Origin of the sequence: Dermacoccus sp. PAMC28757, assembly GCF_014302635.1 — a bacterium.
Taxonomy (GTDB): Bacteria; Actinomycetota; Actinomycetes; order Actinomycetales; family Dermatophilaceae; genus Dermacoccus; species Dermacoccus abyssi.
On sequence record NZ_CP060292.1, the window covers coordinates 1,547,458 to 1,564,789 of the forward strand.

Annotated in this window: 14 protein-coding genes; 8 read left to right on the forward strand and 6 right to left on the reverse strand. The window is 66.6% G+C overall.

Annotated elements, in window-relative coordinates; translation table 11 throughout:
• Positions 1–32: 32 nt before the first annotated feature.
• From H7F30_RS07460 to H7F30_RS07470, 3 genes are all read right to left on the reverse strand, one after another.
• Positions 33–1,925, reverse strand: a complete 1,893-nt coding sequence (locus H7F30_RS07460) for a hypothetical protein (RefSeq protein WP_187037734.1) — start codon at positions 1,923–1,925, stop codon at positions 33–35.
• The gene (locus tag H7F30_RS07465) at positions 1,916–4,189 is read right to left on the reverse strand and encodes an N-acetylneuraminate synthase family protein (RefSeq protein ID WP_187037735.1); all 2,274 of its coding nucleotides are present in this window, start codon (positions 4,187–4,189) and stop codon (positions 1,916–1,918) included. Before H7F30_RS07465 ends, H7F30_RS07460 begins: the two co-directional genes overlap by 10 nt.
• Before the next feature lie 131 nt (positions 4,190–4,320).
• Positions 4,321–5,028 carry a cytidylyltransferase domain-containing protein gene (locus tag H7F30_RS07470; protein WP_187037737.1) on the reverse strand — a complete coding sequence of 236 codons (708 nt, stop codon included), beginning with the start codon at positions 5,026–5,028 and terminating at the stop codon, positions 4,321–4,323.
• Positions 5,029–5,050: 22 nt separating this feature from the next.
• Between H7F30_RS07470 and H7F30_RS07475 the strand changes: the two genes are divergently transcribed.
• A complete protein-coding gene (locus H7F30_RS07475; RefSeq protein WP_187037739.1) occupies positions 5,051–6,028 on the forward strand; it encodes a glycosyltransferase family 2 protein in 978 nt (325 codons plus the stop codon).
• Here the strand turns inward: H7F30_RS07475 and H7F30_RS07480 are convergent.
• A complete protein-coding gene (locus H7F30_RS07480; protein ID WP_187037741.1) occupies positions 5,986–7,014 on the reverse strand; it encodes a hypothetical protein in 1,029 nt (342 codons plus the stop codon). The two genes, H7F30_RS07475 and H7F30_RS07480, sit on opposite strands and share 43 nt — an antisense overlap.
• 229 nt (positions 7,015–7,243) lie before the next feature.
• On the opposite strand from H7F30_RS07480, the gene H7F30_RS07485 reads away from it, so the two are divergent.
• Both H7F30_RS07485 and H7F30_RS07490 read left to right on the forward strand, forming a co-directional pair.
• The gene (locus H7F30_RS07485) at positions 7,244–8,110 is read left to right on the forward strand and encodes a prephenate dehydrogenase (RefSeq protein ID WP_187034314.1); all 867 of its coding nucleotides are present in this window, start codon (positions 7,244–7,246) and stop codon (positions 8,108–8,110) included.
• Positions 8,107–9,222, forward strand: coding sequence for a glycosyltransferase (locus tag H7F30_RS07490; protein ID WP_187034316.1), 1,116 nt, complete (start codon positions 8,107–8,109; stop codon positions 9,220–9,222). Before H7F30_RS07485 ends, H7F30_RS07490 begins: the two co-directional genes overlap by 4 nt.
• Before the next feature lie 129 nt (positions 9,223–9,351).
• On the opposite strand, the gene H7F30_RS07495 is transcribed toward H7F30_RS07490, so the two are convergent.
• Positions 9,352–11,040, reverse strand: coding sequence for a polysaccharide biosynthesis tyrosine autokinase (locus H7F30_RS07495; protein WP_052947016.1), 1,689 nt, complete (start codon positions 11,038–11,040; stop codon positions 9,352–9,354).
• Between the two features lie 130 nt (positions 11,041–11,170).
• Positions 11,171–11,941, reverse strand: a complete 771-nt coding sequence (locus tag H7F30_RS07500) for a DeoR/GlpR family DNA-binding transcription regulator (protein ID WP_047311836.1) — start codon at positions 11,939–11,941, stop codon at positions 11,171–11,173.
• A gap of 137 nt (positions 11,942–12,078) precedes the next feature.
• Between H7F30_RS07500 and trpS the strand changes: the two genes are divergently transcribed.
• The 5 genes from trpS to H7F30_RS07525 all read left to right on the forward strand — a co-directional run bounded on the left by trpS (position 12,079) and on the right by H7F30_RS07525 (position 17,304).
• Positions 12,079–13,122 (forward strand): tryptophan--tRNA ligase, encoded by a 1,044-nt coding sequence (gene trpS, locus H7F30_RS07505; protein WP_047311837.1) that lies wholly within the window; start codon positions 12,079–12,081, stop codon positions 13,120–13,122.
• Between the two features lie 11 nt (positions 13,123–13,133).
• Entirely contained in the window at positions 13,134–13,655 is a 522-nt protein-coding gene (locus tag H7F30_RS07510; protein WP_187034318.1) for a 2'-5' RNA ligase family protein, read from the forward strand.
• A gap of 125 nt (positions 13,656–13,780) precedes the next feature.
• Entirely contained in the window at positions 13,781–14,488 is a 708-nt protein-coding gene (locus tag H7F30_RS07515; RefSeq protein ID WP_047311839.1) for a succinate dehydrogenase cytochrome b subunit, read from the forward strand.
• Between the two features lie 33 nt (positions 14,489–14,521).
• Entirely contained in the window at positions 14,522–16,567 is a 2,046-nt protein-coding gene (locus H7F30_RS07520) for a fumarate reductase/succinate dehydrogenase flavoprotein subunit (RefSeq protein ID WP_047311840.1), read from the forward strand.
• Complete coding sequence (locus H7F30_RS07525; RefSeq protein ID WP_047311841.1) at positions 16,564–17,304, forward strand: succinate dehydrogenase/fumarate reductase iron-sulfur subunit; 741 nt, start codon at positions 16,564–16,566, stop codon at positions 17,302–17,304. The genes H7F30_RS07520 and H7F30_RS07525 overlap by 4 nt, the downstream gene beginning before the upstream one ends.
• Positions 17,305–17,332 lie beyond the last annotated feature (28 nt).

Below are 17,332 nucleotides of genomic sequence, written 5' to 3' on the forward strand. Positions count from 1 at the left end.
TTGGACGGCCATAGATCGGCTGTGTCATCAAGTCACTCCTTAACCCAAACACGGGGGAACGCGGAATGAACCAACCGATACCCCGAGGATGGCCGAACATCGGCGTCGAACGGCGCCACGATTACATCGGCAGCGGCGTTGTGGTCCTGGTGAGAGATCGTGGTCCCGCCGGTGTGGGGGGAGAGTGCAGACCACCATACGTACTCAAGAGAGTATGAGTGCGGACCTACCAATGCCACCGACTCGGGGTTGCGCTCCCGAACGGTTCGGAGAGCCTGCATCCACTGAGCCCGTTCGGGCTCGGACAGTGACGCGGTCAGTTCGTGCATACGTGGTGTCGACACAACGCTTGTCGAGCCGACCAGCGGTCGCCACTTCTGAGCCACGAGCCAAGGAATGCTCTGTATGAGGACCAAGGCAGTCACCACCCAGGATGTCGGCCGGAGCCAAGACCTCTTCCACATCGCCCCAGCCACCACGGAGCCCAGCGTGATCCACGGCAGCATGAGACGCCCACCCCAAGTTTGATACTTGATGGCCGCGGCGAAGAGACTCCAACCTGCAATGAGGGTCATGGCTGCGCACGCGACCCTGGGGTTCTTACGGAAACCGACGAGAGCCACACCGATCGTGATGAGAACAAGAACTCCCTGCAGCGGATTTGCAGGCCGATCTTCGTTTCGTTCAGCGTCGACGGTGTAGGGAGCGCTGAAGGAGAAAGAGGGATCGTCGACGTCCCTTGAGGTTGCAGCGGCGGCGGCCACGCCAATGGTCTTGGATATCTGCTCGTTGACCTGCGCGGGCGCTGGAACAGCAAAGACGTGTCCGAAGTTCTTGATGCTGTTCATGATCAGAGCAGCGCCGTGGTGATCCGTGACGGTGAGACCCAGGTCGGGTCCGGTCAACTTCGCGTGGTGTTGCTGATTCCGCGCCATCCAGCCGATGTTCAAGGCAAGAACGAACGTGAGGGCCAGGGCCAGAGCCGGGACGGCGCCACGCGACGACCTTCGCGCCGCACGCCCAAGGGCCCAGACAGCAACGGGGGCACCGAATAGTGCCACAGGCGGCTTGACGGCCAGTGCAGCACCGACGAAGACCATTGGAGCCACGACTTGCGTCATGTCGGCCCGGGAAAGCGCGGCCAGTCGCACCGGAGTCGTGCAAAAGTAGAGCGCGCCGGTCACCAAGGCTGTGGCGATCAGGTCGTTCTGGGTGGTCGAAGCCTGCCCGATCAAGGCGGGCGCGAAGCCGGCACTGATGGCACCGAGAAGCGCCGTTTCGCGCGCCGCTCCGAGATTGCGCGCCGCGGCAAAGACCGTGATGACGATCGTCGCCCAGGCCCCCCACTGGGTGAGGAACAGGAATCGATCCGCGAGAGTCGCGCTCCAGATGGTGGCCGTCATCAACTCCGCGCCTGGTGCCAGGTAGTTCTGAGCCTCGTAGGGTGTGTCGAAGTGTTCCAGCGAACCCTGTTGAAGCCACTGGCGCATCCGCGGGAGATGGTAGGCCAAGGAATCGAGGTTGTTGGGGGCGGTGAGAAGTCCCGTGAGGCCTGTCAGGGCGCCACCCACCGCCAATGCCCCGACCCCCGTCATGGCGAATCGCGAGCTCAGGGCCAGGCTCCACACCTTCTTCTTGAAGGCCCGCGTTCCGGGGAAGCCGGTTCGCGTGAGCACCAATGCTGAGAGGGCGCCCGAGCTCCAGACCAGCCCGCGGACCACTGGGACATTGAACTGTCCCAAAGCCGACAGGGCCTCGCCCGCCAGGATGGTCAGCGCCACGGCCGAAACAAAGGTAAGAGCCAACGCAGCCTCAACCCGGAACGTGCGCCTCCACAACTCGAAGGCGCAGACCGTGGTCGCGACCAGCGACAGCATGCCCACGGTCGTGATGAAACTGGCCCACGAGGGCTCGATCAGAACCACGCTTCCAATCGATCGAGCGCCGTCCAAAAGCCCTCACCGTTGTTGACGTGACCCTGCCAGATCTCGGGGATGAACGGAACGCCGGGGGAGAGGCGGTCGAGCTGCTTCGCCGTTGTCGGCCAGTCGATCTCACCGTCGCCGATCTGCGGGCCCTCCCCGTCAACACCTTCGGCGTCGACGATGTGCAGGTGCTCGGTGAGCGGCGCCAGCTTCTCGACGTACTCGCTGAACGGCTTGCGCGTGAAGTTCGCGGCGAGCTTCGAGTGCGACAGGTCGAACGTGAGGCGTCGGCCGAACTGCTCGCAGAACCACACGGTGTCGTCGACGTCCATGAACAGGTTGTGATGCTGCTGGCCGCCCATGAGCCACGGGTATGGCGGCAGGGTCTGCGCGGTGAGGCGGACGCCGTCGTCGTCGATGCGCTCGAGCGCCTGCGCGATGCGCTCGTACTTCGCCGTGCGTGCTTCGGGAGCGTCGAAGGCGTCCCGCGTGAAGCCGCCCATCGTGCAGATGACGACCGGCTCGTCCGTGCCGTCGAACCAGCGGCCGAGGTCGCGGGTGATCCCGACGACCTTCTGCACCTCGTGGATCGAGCGCTCCCATACCTGATCGTCGCTGCTCGCGAGGTCGATGATGAAGTCGCCGGCATAGAGGTCGGGGCAGTGGACGGTGTGGAACATGCCCGTGAACTTCGAGCCGAACAGTTCGCCGATGGCCCGCTCGTCCATCTCGACGTCGCGGTAGGACAGGTGGAACTCGAGGAAGTCCGGGTTCGTCGCGCGCTCGCCAGTGCCGAGCAGCTTGCGCGCGTCGTGGTAGCGCACAGGCAGGCCCCACGGGCGGCTGAACGAGTACGCCCGGCCTTCGGCGACGGAGTCCGTCAGATCCGTGGCGTAGAAGAAGTCGCCTTCTTCGATCGGACGACGCAGGGTGCGCCCGACGAGCTCCTCGAGGCGGTTGGGCTGCAATCCGCGCCCCGGCGCCTTGATGCTCACCGCGTCACGCGTGATCTGTTCGCCGGCCGACAGCGGGCGCGTGGCGACGAGCGACTTCGCGAGGTTCGCGCGGTTCATCAGCTCGCCCGTCGAGACGGCGCGCGTCTCGCCGTTACCGAGCGCGAGCTCCACCTCGCGGATGCGCGCCACCATGTCGGCGAACTCATCAGGCAGCAGCGAGACCTGGTGGTCGTTGCCCTCGAGCGTCTTGTCGATCGTGAAGTGCTTCTCGATGACGTGTGCGCCGCGCGCCACCGCCGCGATCGGCACGTGGATGCCGCGCTCGTGACCCGAGTACCCGACCGGGCACTCACCGAGTTCGGCGAGGCGATCCATGTAGCGCAGGTGGACGTCCTTGTACGGCGCCGGGTAGGTCGACTGGCACTGCAGGAGCACGAACTGCGCGCCCGCGCGCTGCAGCACTGAGACGCTCGCGGCGATCTCGTCCTCGCTCGACATGCCTGTGGACACCAGCAAAGGCAGATGCTTCGCCGCGCAGGCGCGGAGCAAGGTGTGGTTCGTGAGGTCGGCGCTCGCGATCTTGAGTGCCGGCAGACCGTAGTCGGCGAGCACCTCGAGCGACGGCTCGTCCCAAGGCGTGCAGAACGCATCGATGTCGACGCTCTTGCAGTGATTGAGCACCTCGATCATCTGCTCGGGCGTGAGGGAGTACTTGGCCAGCAGGTTCATCGTGTACTGCGGGCCGAGATCCTCGCCGGCGCTGGAGGCGACGTCTCCCTGGCGATAGAGCGTGGCGAGGTCACGCAGTTGGAACTTCACCGCGTCGGCACCGGATTCCTTGGCGAGGTCGACGAGTCGCTTCGCCAGGTCCACTTCGCCCTGGTGGTTGTTGCCGATCTCGGCGATGACGAGCGAAGGGTGACCCTCGCCCACGACGTGCCGCCCGATACGCATCGGGCCGGCGTCCTCACGCGCCACCGCAATGACATGACCGCGCTCGTCGACCAGGGGAACGATCTCGACGCCCGGCCGGAAGGCCGCAGCGATGTGATCGGCTTCGGAACCGTGGGCGACCTTGACGCAGTCGGGGTTCATGGCGTCCGACACAGGACGCTGAAGGTCGATGGGGGAGGCCTGTGCCACCCACCGGCGGAAGTCACCGTCGGAGAAGGAGCCGATGAGGATGCCTCGGCTGTCGACACAGAAGACGATGCCCGCCTTGTTCTCGCCGATCTTGTTGAGCGACGCCAGGATGGTTTCCTGGCCCGCCACCACGAAGGGCCCGGTGAGGCGGTCGATCGTCGTCATACTTCTCCAAGCGTCGGGTTTCCTGCGCGCGATGCGCGACATTGATCCGCGAGCATCCCGAGGTCCATTCTACCGAGCGTCCTAGCGCTGCATGACCACGACGGCGGGGAGCCGAATCAGCCTCGCGCCGTTCAGAGTTCGGGAACGCTTCGTTCTTCCGCTGCGCGGCGGAGGAGCTGCTCGGCGACGACGAAGTCCTCCTCGGCATCGATGTCGATACCTTCGAGCGGATCCATGACGAACAACTCGATGCGGCCGCCGAGACGGTTGTGGTGGCGCTCGTAGATCTCTGTCCGTGTGAGATAGAGCGAGCCCGTTTCGCGGTACCGCATCTGCTCCGGCGTGATGTCCTGACGCCGGGGGCGAGCCTCGTACGGATAATGCGCCCGCACTGCCGGCGCGCCGCTCCACAGGAAGATCTCCGCCGGAACGACGCCCACCATCGAGTCGGCGCCTGAGGCCGCGAACTCCGTCAGGCAGCGCTCCAACGTTCCGGCCAGACGCAGGGGAGAGGTGGCCTGGAGGAACATCACCTGTTCCGGCTTGCGCCCCTCCTCGCGCGTCACGACGTCGATGGCGTGCTCGATGACGGGCTCGGAGGCGGTGTCGTCCTGTGCCAGCTCATCGGGACGCTCGATGATGCGCGCCCCAGCCGCCCGGGAGACCGCAGCGATCTCGTCATCCTCGGTGGAGACGTAGGGCACGACACCGGGCGTCGCGAGGGCCTGCTCGATCGTCCAGGCGATGAGCGGCTTGCCTTGAAGCGGCGCGACGTTCTTGCGCAGGACGCCCTTCGACCCTCCGCGAGCGGGGATGACGGCGGGGGTGAACTGAGGCATTTGCCAAGGATAAGTTAGGCGCATGGCCGACCCGAGCGAGAACGCAGCACGCGCCGACGTTTCGGTCGTCATCGCTTTCCACGAGGCGCACGCGACCCTTCCGCTGCAGCTCGAGGCACTGCTCGCGCAGGAGGAGGCGCCGCGCTTCGAGGTCGTCGTCGTCGACAACCGCTCGAGCCGCACGCCGGTCCCGATCGTGGAGGAGTGGCGAGCCCGGGGTCTCGACGTGCGCCTCGTCGACGCTCCCCGCGCGCAGGGAACGTCGTACGCGCGCAACGTCGGCGTCGCGTCGACCACCTCGAGCATGATCGTGTTCGTCGACGCGGATGACTGCGTCGGTCCGCGCTTCATCAGCTCGGCCGTCGACGCACTACGGCACGTCGATGTCGTGGATGGTGAAGTGCGCCCGGTCGCGGCCACCGAGTTCGACGACGGACGCGAGCACCTGTGGCGCCTCCTCGACGGCATCGCGGGAGGCTCGGTCGTCCGCGATGCGGCCGATCACGACTATCCGATTCTCATGGGTGGCGCGAGTGCCGTGCGTCGCGAGGTGTTCCTCGAACTCGGCGGCTTCGATCAGACGTTCTTCCCCGGTGCGGAGGACAACGACCTCGCACTGCGTCTTGTGCGAGGCGGTCGGACGATTGCGCGTCACCCGGGGATGGCTCTGGCCGAGCGCCTTCGTTCGTCCGACGGTGCGGCATTCAGACGTTCCTTCGAAGCGGGGCGCATGCACATCGCACTGTGCGCCCGCCACGACCTGTGGGCTGTCTCGCCACACCTCCACGATCCGAAATGGTTCGTGGATCTGGCCAAGGTGCCGCTGGTTGCTGTCAAAGCGCTCGTGACGCGGGCCGATTCCGACACGCGTCGTGCTGTTGCGTCGCGTGTCGGCCTGCGCCTCGGGCAGGGAGCCGGCATGGTCACCTACCGGCTCCTACGTCGCCCGGTGGTCCCTCAGCTCGGCGTCGGGCTCGACGAAGGTGTGAGCAGCCAGTAGCGCTCGCGGGTCGGCAGATGCCGGGCCGCGAGCAGGCGCCCGGCCGTGTCCATGACAGGCATCTGCGACGTGTAGTGGCGAAGGTGGGTGAACTTCAGGTCCGTGTCGATCTGTTCACTCCACCCGGTTGCCTTCATGCCGCGAGCCGCGCAGATCCGGGCGACGGCGGCATCCGCCGAACCGTGCCACAGGTAGGGCAGCTCTTCGTAGAGCACGACGGTCATGTCGGGGCGCTCGTCGGCGAGGTCGAGGACGAGGTCGCGCAACGCCAGATGATCCGGATTCGCCGCGAGGCGCCCGCCCTTGGCGGCGCGTCGGCGGCGGCCCACATGCTCGGCGTGGAGTGCCCGGCGCGCCAGTGCAAGGGGAACGCGAACTCCGCCCCGAATGGCCCGCTTGATCCGACCCGCGATGGCAGAACCATGAGAGTGGATCTTCGGCCCCTCCGAAGTGCCGGTGTCAACGACCGGTTCGTCCGCTGTGGCCTTCTCCGGGGGCGGCGTGCTTCCTGCCGACGATGTCGCGCGAAGACCGGCCAGTCGACGCTGCAAGGGAGCCCACGGGGCGTCCGGGACTTTGATCCCGGCGCCTGCCGGAGCCAGGACGAGGGTGTTCGCGCCGTTCTCGTCGAGCCACCGCTCGATTTCGGCCCGCACGTCGCGGAGTTGCTCGACGCGCACGTCGCGCTCGACGTACGGCCCCTCCAAAGCGTCGAGTCGTCGGACCCGTGCCGGGGTGTCGGCGAACGCAGCGGTGTCCTCGGCAACGCGCGCCGTCAGGGTCTCGTCGGAGTCGGCGAAGCCGCAGATCTCGTCCCAGCTCGTGGTGCGCGGCGGGTGCGGGCGTCCGGCGAAGACCGTCCAGACGTCACTGGGATCGGTGAGGACGAATGCCGTGGCGCTGAGCAGTGCGTCGTCGAGATGGGGGGAGAGGACGAGCGTGCGTGCTCCGTGGAGGGAAGCGGGTCTGGAGCGCAGGGAAGTCACGTCATCAGTATGACGATGCGGTCCGTGTCGCAACTTTCCGCGGCATGGTGGGGGCTCGCCGCCGCGGGCTTAACATGAGTCGGTGACCTTGCTGCACAACGATTTGCACGCTTGGCGCAGGTGGTCCGATTCCCAGCGCCGGGCCGAAGCGGGACTCCGTCACCTCAGGGCTACTGTTCGACCGTCCAACTCTGCTCCTGCTCGTCTGCGTGTCCCCGGAGGCGCGCGCGTGCTCGTCGTGCTCGACAAGTCGAGTCCCAGTTGTGACGCGGCCATTCTGGAGCCGCTGCGATTCCTCGATCCAGCCACCACTGCTGTCCTGGCACCTCCCGAGTTCACGCTGCCTGAGACGTTCGCCGGTGAAAGTGTGCCGTTCGAGTCCGTCTCTGTGCTTCCCGAAACCCTGCGCTTCGTCCTGTCGCTGGGCGCCTATCTCCCGCTGAGTGAAACAATCGCGCCGTGGGCGGCAGAGCGGGACATCCCGTTTTTCCTCGTCCAGCACGGGCTGCTCACCCCGTGGTCTCCGCCGGCCTCCGAAGGCGCTCGCGTCCTCGCGTGGTCGGACGCAGACGCCGACGTCTGGGCCCAGGGGCGTCCCGATGTCGACGTTCAGGTCGTCGGATCCCAGCTGCTCTGGTCGGCTGCCGCCGAGACCAAGCTCGAAGCCATCGACGAGCGTCCTGTCGTGCTCGGGCAGCTTCACGGCACCGAGCTCGGGCGGCGTGAAGCGCTCACGAGCTATCTGCGCTTTGCCCGTGACGTTCCCAGTGACTACCGCCCACACCCCAACGAGGCGGATCTCGTCTCGAGGGGGCTGCACCGGCTCATGCGCCAGCGTGGCGTGACGTTCGAGACGAGCGGCCGTCCGCTGCTCGACATGCGCCGCCCGGTGGTCTCGATCTTCTCGACAGGAACCCTCGAGGCAGCGACGCGCGGACTCCCGGCCTGGGTCACGCATCCCAATCCCCCGCCGTGGGTTCGTGACTTCTGGGCCCGATACGATCTTGCGCCGTGGGGGGAACCACCGACGAAGGGCTGGCCGCAGCCCGGAACCGAGCCTGCGGCCGCTGTTGCCGCTGCACTGGAGACTGCATGAGCACGCCGCGCATCGCGATCGCACACGACTACATCACTCAGCGCGGGGGAGCCGAACGGGTCGTGCTCGCTCTCACACGGATGTTTCCCGACGCGGTCCTCTACACGACGCTCTACAACGCCGAGACGACGTATCCGGAGTTTCGTGACGTCACGATCGTCACGTCGCCCCTGAACCGCATCCGGTTCCTGCGCACTCACCACCGCGCGGCGCTGCCGTTGCTCGCGTGGGCATCGAGTCGCGTCCGCGTCGACGCGGACGTCCTGGTGGCCTCCTCGAGCGGTTGGGCGCACGGCTTCCGGAACACGGGGCAGAAGCTGGTCTACTGCCACTCGCCGGCCCGTTGGCTCTACCGCAGCGACGAGTACCTCGGTGCCGACGCCCATCGCTCCCTCATCGGGTGGATCCTTGCGGCTCTCACCCCGGCGCTGTTGCGGTGGGACAAGCGCGCCGCTGCCGGCGCTGATCGGTACTTGGCGAACTCGACGGTCATCGCGGAGCGAATCAAGAATGCCTACGGCTTCGACGCCGAGGTGGTCTTCCCGCCCTTCGGCGTGAGCCCGGACGGGCTGCTGGAGCCGCTTCCTGACATCGAGGAGTGGGTGGCCGATGGGTATTACCTGGTTGTCTCGCGCCTCATGCACTACAAGAACGTCGACCAGGCCATCGAGGCCGTACGCGAACGTGACCACAAACTCCTCATCGTCGGCGCCGGGCCGCTCGACGCGCAGTTGCAGGCGCAGGCCCCCGACAACGTCCGCATCGTCTCCAACGTGGGAGACCGTCAGCTGCGCTGGGCCTACCGGCACGCGCGCGCGGTTATCGCGCCGTCCTTCGAGGACTTCGGGCTCACGCCCCTCGAAGCCGGGGTCTTCGGTAAGCCCGTCGCGGCGCTCCGCGCCGGCGGCTACCTCGACAGCGTCGTCGAAGGACGATCCGGGGTGTTCTTCGACGAAGCGCGTGCGGCCGACATCGCCAGAGCGCTCGACGAGATCGAGGCCCACGATTGGGACGCCGACGAGATCATCGACCATGCGGCCAGCTTCGGTGAGGCGCACTTCCACGCGAAGCTCGACGCCGTCATCGACGAGATGATGAACGAACGCGGGTAAGGCACGAGCTGAGACCAACATCCCGAGCCGGCACGGTGGGGCCGACAACAGGGGCCCTGAAACTGAAGGAGCGGACACCGGTTCGGTGTCCGCTCCCTCAATTCATGATGACGCTCGGCGCAGAACTGGTCACTCGCCGAGATCCGCTCGACGTCGGGCGCGGCGGGTGCGGGGCCCCTGGGGGCTGGGTGCCTCCCCGGACTGCCGACCATGCGGAGCGACATTCGGCCCGGACGCCTCGGAGGCTCCCGCTCGGGAAGGGGCGCTCGGAGCGCGAACCGCAGTCGCGGGTTCAGGTGGCGTCGGGGCCTGAGGGGCGGGCTGCCTCAGACGTGCAGCGTCCTCCTTGCCCGGCAGATCCGCGGACGATCGTCCCTCCGTCAGAGTCAGGTCGCGAACCTCGGGGGACGGGGTGGGCGCCGTGGCCGCCGAAGGATCCTCGCTGCTGCCGTAGCCGTAACCATAAGTGGCGCCGCCATAGTTGCCGGCGCCGTAGCCGTAGATCGTGCTGCCCATCTGCTTGGGCGGGGTCATGTTGAGGATGGAGCCGTAGTAGTGCGCGCCGACCTGCTCGAGAATCTTGGCGCACAGTCCGACCTGCTCGCGGTGCGTGCGGCCGTGCTGGTACACGACGGCGGCACCGTCGGCGGCGACGGCGAGGAGGCCGGCGTCGGTGACGGGTAGTAGCGGGGGAGCATCGAGCACGACGAAGTACTCCTCGCCCAGGGCTTCGATGACCGCGCTCATACGGCGCGAACCGAGCAGTTCCGAGGGGTTCGGGGGCACGCGGCCGGAGGTGATCACGGCGAGGTTCTTGTGGTCGCCCTGCTGGATCGCCGATGCGAGCGGCGCCTGGCCGGTGAGCACTTCGGTGAGACCGACCAGGTTCTCGAGGTCGAACGTCTCGTGGACGGTGGGACGACGAAGGTCGGTGTCGACGAGCACCACGCTCTGGCCGGCTGCGGAGAGCACACGTGCCAGGTTGGCCGCGACCGTCGATTTACCTTCGCTCTGCATCGCCGATGTGATGACGAGTGAGCGCGGTGGCCGTTCGGTGGAGATGTACCGCAGGTTCGTGCGCAGCATGCGGAATGCCTCGGCCGTCGTACCGAGTTCACCGAGCCCACCACGACGCCTCGACTGGAGCGTCGGCGCCTTCGGGATGACGCCGAGCACACCGGAGCCCGTGAGCTTTTCGACCTCGCTCGTGTGGCGGATGCGCGAGTCGAGTTGCTTACGCAGAACGACGAGGACGATCCCGGCAAGCAGACCGATGGCAGCGCCTGCCATGAGGTTGCGCATCCAGTTCGGTGACGACGGTGCAGACGGGCGAGCAGCCGCCGTCAGGGGGAAGACGCGGTAGACCGAAGTCTTGGCCTCCGTGCCGACCGTCTCGAGGTACTTGGCCTCGTCGGCGAGCGCTGTGCGGGCCAGGTCAGCGGCGCGTTGAGCCTTGGCGGGCGTCGCCGCGGACGCGGTCAAGGTGAGGGTCGCAGACCCCTCGCTGGAGGCTCCGACCACCGAGAACTCGCCGGCGCGCAGGCTGCCCTTCGACTCCTCGGCGATACGGTTCGCCACACCCGAACTGCTCGCGAGCTGTGCGTAGTAGCCGGCGCGGCCCGTCGACAGCTGCTGCGACAGCACGGCGGAATTGGCGTCGATCGAGTTTCCCGCGATGACCTGTGCCGTTGAGCTGGCGGAATAGAGCGTCGGGCGCGTCAGGGTGTAACCCGCAGCGAGCAGCGTGCCGATCAAGGCAGCGAGAACGAGCAGTTTGAGGTTGGCGCGCATGATGCGCACGAGATCAAGGGCAGTCACACGAGCTCCTGGTGCCGCGGGCGCTGCCGCCGGCGAGGTGAAGAGTCATACATACCCGCTCAGGATAAACGGGTTGGACCGCCGCTGAGGCCGCCGTCCAGCCGCACGAAGTGCGGCGCCACGTAGCGGATCACTGGGCGACGATGAGTTGCCCGACCTTGTCGCTCACGAGACGACGAGCCTCGACGTCCAACTCGGCGTCCGTGACGAGGACGTCCACCTGGTCGAGCGAACCGACGGTGCACAGGCCGATCACGCCCCACTTCGAGTGGTCGGCCACGACGATGATGCGCTTGGCCGCCGCGATGAGCAGGCGGTTCGTCTCGGCTTCGAGGAGGTTCGGGGTGGTGAGGCCGGCGTCGAGATCGATGCCGTGGATGCCGAGGATGAGGGTGTCGACGTGCATGTCCGCCAGCACTCGGTTGGCCACGGGGCCGGCGAGAGCATCCGAGGGAGTACGCACACCGCCGGTGAGAACGACGGTCTGGTCCTCACGCGAGGGGTCGTAGAGGAGCTCGGCGACCCGAGGCGAGTTCGTCACGACGGTGAGTCGTTTGACCGGGCGCAGCTCGACGGCGACGGCATAGGCGGTCGTTCCGGCGCTCACCGCGACGGTCTGCCCGTGGCCGATGAGGCTCGCCGCAGTGCGGGCGATCTCGGACTTCTGGACGGGATTCATCGCCGACTTCACGGAGAAGCCCGGTTCGTCGATCGTGTGGTCACCGATCGCGGTGGCGCCGCCGTGCACCTTGAGGACGAGGCCCTTGCCGGCGAGGAACTCGATGTCGCGGCGCACCGTCATGTCGGAGACGCCGAGCTTCTCGACGAGTTCACTAACGCGGACGCCACCGTCGTCCTCAATGCCGCGCAGGATGGCTTCTTGGCGTTGGCGTGCCAGCATGCGACCTCCTCGTGCCCCTGGAACCGGGGGTGACCCAACAGATCCCAACATAGTCGAACGCCCGGCGATCCGCCCGCACACCGTTGCCGACACTGCTCGGATGCGACAGCGCTCACGGCGAGTGTCAGAATGGCGCCATGTCCGAGAACACCTCGCCCCTCGTGGCGGGCCAGGAGCGCCCGCACATCCTGTCCGGAATGCAGCCGACGTCCGACTCTCTGCACCTCGGCAACTACCTCGGGGCGCAGGTCAACTGGGTGACGTTGCAGCAGAACTACACGCCGTACTTCTGTGTCGTCGATCTGCACGCCCTCACGGTCAACCCCGATCCGGCGCAGCTGCGTGAGCGCACCTACGCGACGGCGGCGCAGTACCTCGCCGGTGGAATCGACCCCGAACGTTCCGCCGTCTTCGTCCAGAGCCACGTCCGTGAGCACGCAGAGCTCGCCTGGGTGCTCAACTGCATCACCGGCTTCGGCGAAGCCGGGCGCATGACGCAGTTCAAGGACAAGGCCGGCAAGCGCGGCCAGGAGAACACGAGCGTCGGCCTGTTCACCTACCCCGTGCTCATGGCCGCCGACATCCTGCTCTACGACGCGCAGGCCGTGCCGGTGGGGGAGGACCAGCGTCAGCACCTCGAGCTCACGCGCAACCTGGCGCAGCGCTTCAACTCGCGCTTCGGTGAGACCTTCGTCGTGCCGGAGCCGTACATCCCCGAGGGCACGGCCAAGGTGATGTCGCTGCAGGATCCGACGAAGAAGATGAGCAAGTCGGACGAGGACCCCAAGGCCTCGATCAGCATGCTCGACGAGCCGAAGGTCAACCTCAAGAAGATCAAGTCCGCCGTCACGGACCTCGACAACAACGTCGCGTTCGACCCGGAGAACAAGCCGGGCATCGCCAACCTCCTGCGCATCCACTCGGCGCTCTCGGGCGAGAGCATCGACGTCCTCGTCGAGCGCTTCGCCGGTGAGAACAAGTACGGCGCACTCAAGGGTGAGGTCGCCGACGTGGTCACGTCGGTGCAGGGCCCGTTCCGCGAGCGTTACCTCACGTACATGGATGACCGCGCGGAGCTCGACCGTGTGCTCGCGCAGGGCGCCGAGCGCGCACGTGAGGTTGCCTCGGCCACGCTCGCCAGGGCGTACGACGCAGTCGGGCTCGCCCCGGCAGCCCGCTGAGGAGCGAGGTCGTGAAGACCGTCGGCGTCTCGATCGCCGTCCCGGAGCCCTACTTCTCGGCGCTGCAGCAGATGCGCCGGAACGTTGGCGACCCGCAGGCCGACGCAGTCCCGCCGCACGTCACGCTCATGCCCCCGACGGACCTGGGGGAGCAGGGCGAAACGACCCTCGAGGCGCTCTCGGCCCACCTGCGTGACGTGGCTGCGCGCACCGAGCCGTTCGAGATGATCCTTCGTGGCACGGGCACGTTCCGGCCCGTCTCCCCGGTGGTCTTCGTCCAACTCGCGCAGGGCGTCAGCAGTTGCGAGCTGCTCGAAGCCGCAGTGCGCGGCGGCCCTGTCGAGCGTCCACTCGAGTTCCGCTATCACCCGCACGTCACGATCGCCCACCACCTCGACGAGGACGCCCTGGACCGGGCGTTCGAGGAGAACAAGCACTTCGAAGCGAGCTTCGTCGTCGACGCTTTCCACCTCTACCTGCAGGACGATGACGGCGTGTGGGCCCCGGTGGAGCGATTCGCCCTCGAGGGCTGATCCACTCCCAGGGCTCTTTCAGCCTCTTCGTGGCTCACTCACCGATCAGTGGAATGGGTCACAATTTGCTTGCGGTGGGAACCCCGGCCGTCCCCGGCGTGTTTCAGGGGCGTAAAGTGCCCTGCGTGGCAACGAATACTCTCCCCGCGAAGCGGACCGGCAAGGCTGGGAGCACCATCTTCCTGAAGACCCTCATGGCGGGTTCGGGAATCTTCTTTGTGCTCTTCGTCCTCGGGCATATGTACGGCAACCTCAAGCTCCTCGTGGGCGAGAGCGCGTTCAACGAATACGCCCATCACCTGCGCACGATCGGTGAGCCGATGCTCCCGCACCGTGGCGCACTCATCCTCGCCGAGGTGCTCCTCGTGCTCGCGCTCGTCGCGCACGTGTACTCGGCTGTCAAGCTCTGGCAGCGCTCGGGCAAGGCCCGTTCGCAGCGGTACGCCGTGAAGAAGTCCGGCGTGGGCGGCATCGAGGGCATCTCCGCGCCGACGATGCGCTGGGGCGGGCTCTTCCTCCTGCTGTTCGTGGTCTTCCACCTCATCCAGTTCACCCTCCCCAAGGTGAACTTCGACGGTGGTACGACCGAGAACCCCTACCGACTCGTGCACGACAGCTTCCAGCTGTGGTGGGTCGCCCTCATCTACGTCCTCGCGATGGTGGCCCTCGGCATGCACCTCATGCACGGCATCTGGAGCGCCTCGCAGACGTTGGGCCTCACGGGCACCCCGTCGGCTCGCAAGAACGCGAAGCTCGTGTCGCACGCCGTTGCGGCGATCGTCGTCATCGGCTTCCTGATTCCGCCGCTTGCCATCCTCTTCGGCATCATCTGAGCTAGGAGAGACACGAGAAACATGAGTACTCCCATGGATGAGCAGACCACCACTTCGGCCAAGCGCAACGACGCTGCCGCCTTCTTCACCGAGGGCGCGCCGATCCGCGACACCAAGGCGCCGGACGTCGACATCGCGCAGATGTGGACGCAGCACAAGTTCTCGAACAAGCTCGTCAACCCGGCCAACCGCCGCAAGCTGAACGTCATCATCGTCGGCACCGGCCTCGCCGGTGCGTCGGCGGCCGCCACGATGGGTGAGGCCGGCTACAACATCAAGACGTTCTTCTACCAGGACTCGGCCCGTCGCGCGCACTCCATCGCCGCGCAGGGGGGCATCAACGCCGCGAAGAACTACAACGACGACGGTGACTCCACGTACCGCCTCTTCTACGACACGGTCAAGGGTGGCGACTACCGTAGCCGCGAGACCAACGTCTACCGCCTCGCCGAGGTGAGCACGAACATCATCGACCAGTGCGTCGCCCAGGGTGTTCCGTTCGCCCGCGAGTACGGCGGTCTGCTCGACAACCGTTCGTTCGGTGGTGTGCAGGTGGCGCGTACGTTCTACGCCGCGGGCCAGACCGGCCAGCAGCTGCTCATCGGTGCCTACCAGGCCATGGAGCGCCAGGTGGCCAAGGGCACGGTCAAGGAGTACAAGCGCCACGAGATGCTCGAGGTCATCATCAAGGACGGTCGTGCGCGCGGCATCGTGGCGCGCGACATGGTCACCGGTGAGATCGAGACGCACCTGGCTGACGTCGTCGTGCTCGCCACGGGCGGCTACGGCAACGTCTTCTTCCTGTCGACCAACGCGATGGGCTGCAACATCACGGCTCCGTGGCGCGCGCACCGCAAGGGCGCCTACTTCGGCAACCCCTGCTACACGCAGATCCACCCCACCTGCATCCCCGTCTCCGGCGACCACCAGTCGAAGCTGACGCTGATGTCGGAGTCGCTGCGTAACGACGGTCGCATCTGGGTGCCGAAGAACGAAGCCGACTGCGACAAGGACCCGCGCGACATCCCCGAGGACGCGCGCGACTACTACCTCGAGCGCATCTACCCGGCCTTCGGAAACCTCGTGCCGCGTGACATCGCCTCGCGCCAGGCCAAGAACATGTGCGACGAGGGCCGCGGCGTCGGCCCGCTCGTCGACGAGGTCGACGAGCACGGCAACAAGCGTCAGATGCGACGCGGTGTGTACCTCGACTTCACGGCTGCCATGGAGCGCATGGGCGAGGCCGCCGTCAAGGAGAAGTACGGCAACCTGTTCGACATGTACGCGCGGATCACGGGTGAGGACCCGTACAAGACGCCGATGCGTATCTACCCGGCCGTGCACTACACGATGGGTGGCCTGTGGGTCGACTACGACCTGCAGACGTCGATCACCGGCCTGTACTGCACGGGTGAGGCGAACTTCTCCGACCACGGTGCCAACCGTCTCGGTGCGAGCTCGCTCATGCAGTGCCTCGCGGACGGATACTTCGTCCTGCCGAACACGATCCGCAACTACCTCGCCGACGGCCCGTTCGAGCCGATTACGGACGACGACCCGGCCGTGCTCGAGGCCCGTCGCGCCGTCGAGGACCGCATCCAGAAGTTCCTCTCCATCAACGGTGAGCGCACGGTCGACAGCTTCCACAAGGAGCTCGGTCGCATCATGTGGGAGTACTGCGGCATGGAGCGCACGGAGGAGGGCCTGACGAAGGCCATCGGCCTCATCCGCGACCTCAAGAAGGAGTTCTGGAGCAACGTCAAGGTGCTCGGCACGGCCGACACCCTCAACCAGTCGCTCGAGAAGGCCGGCCGCGTGGCCGACTTCCTCGAGCTGGGCGAACTCATGTGCATCGACGCGCTGCACCGCCGCGAATCCTGTGGTGGTCACTTCCGCGCCGAGAGCCAGACCGAGGACGGAGAGGCACTGCGTCACGACGACGAGTTCGCCTACGTCGCGGCCTGGGAGTACGCGGGTATGGACGGGGACGACTCCGACGGAGCCCCCCAGCACCCCGTGCTGCACAAGGAAGACCTCGTCTACAAGTTCATCGAACTGAAGCAGCGGAGCTACAAGTGAACCTCACTCTCAAGATCTGGCGTCAGGACAACGCAGCTACCGCCGGGCGTTTCGAGACCTACAAGGTTTCGGACATCAGCGAGGACATGTCGTTCCTCGAGATGCTCGACGTGCTCAACGAGCAGCTGCAGGCCGAGGGCACGGAGCCGATCGCGTTCGACTCCGACTGCCGCGAAGGCATCTGTGGCATGTGCGGAATGATGATCTCGGGTATGGCCCACGGCCCCGAGGTCACCACGACGTGCCAGTTGCACATGCGCTCGTTCAGCGACGGCGAGGAAATCACCATCGAGCCGTGGCGCGCCGACGCGTTCCCGGTCGTGCGTGACCTCGTCGTCGACCGCAGCGCGTTCGACCGCATCATCCAGGCCGGTGGCTACATCTCGGTCAACACCGGTGCTGCCCCCGAGGCGCACTCGGTGCCCGTGCCGAAGCCGCAGGCGGACCGCGCGTTCGACACCGCGAAGTGCATCGGCTGTGGCGCGTGCGTCGCGGCCTGCCCGAACGCATCGGGAATGCTCTTCATGGGTGCCAAGATCACGCACCTGGGCGAGCTGCCGCAGGGCCAGCCCGAGCGCGACGCCCGCGTCGTGTCGATGGTCAACCAGCACGACCACGAGGGCTTCGGCGGTTGCACGAACATCGGAGAGTGCGCCGCGGCGTGCCCGAAGGAGATTCCGCTCGACGTCATCAGCCAGCTGAACAAGGACTTCCGTTCGGCCAAGGTTCGCCACTGACCTAGTCGTAGGAATCCTCGGCCCTGCG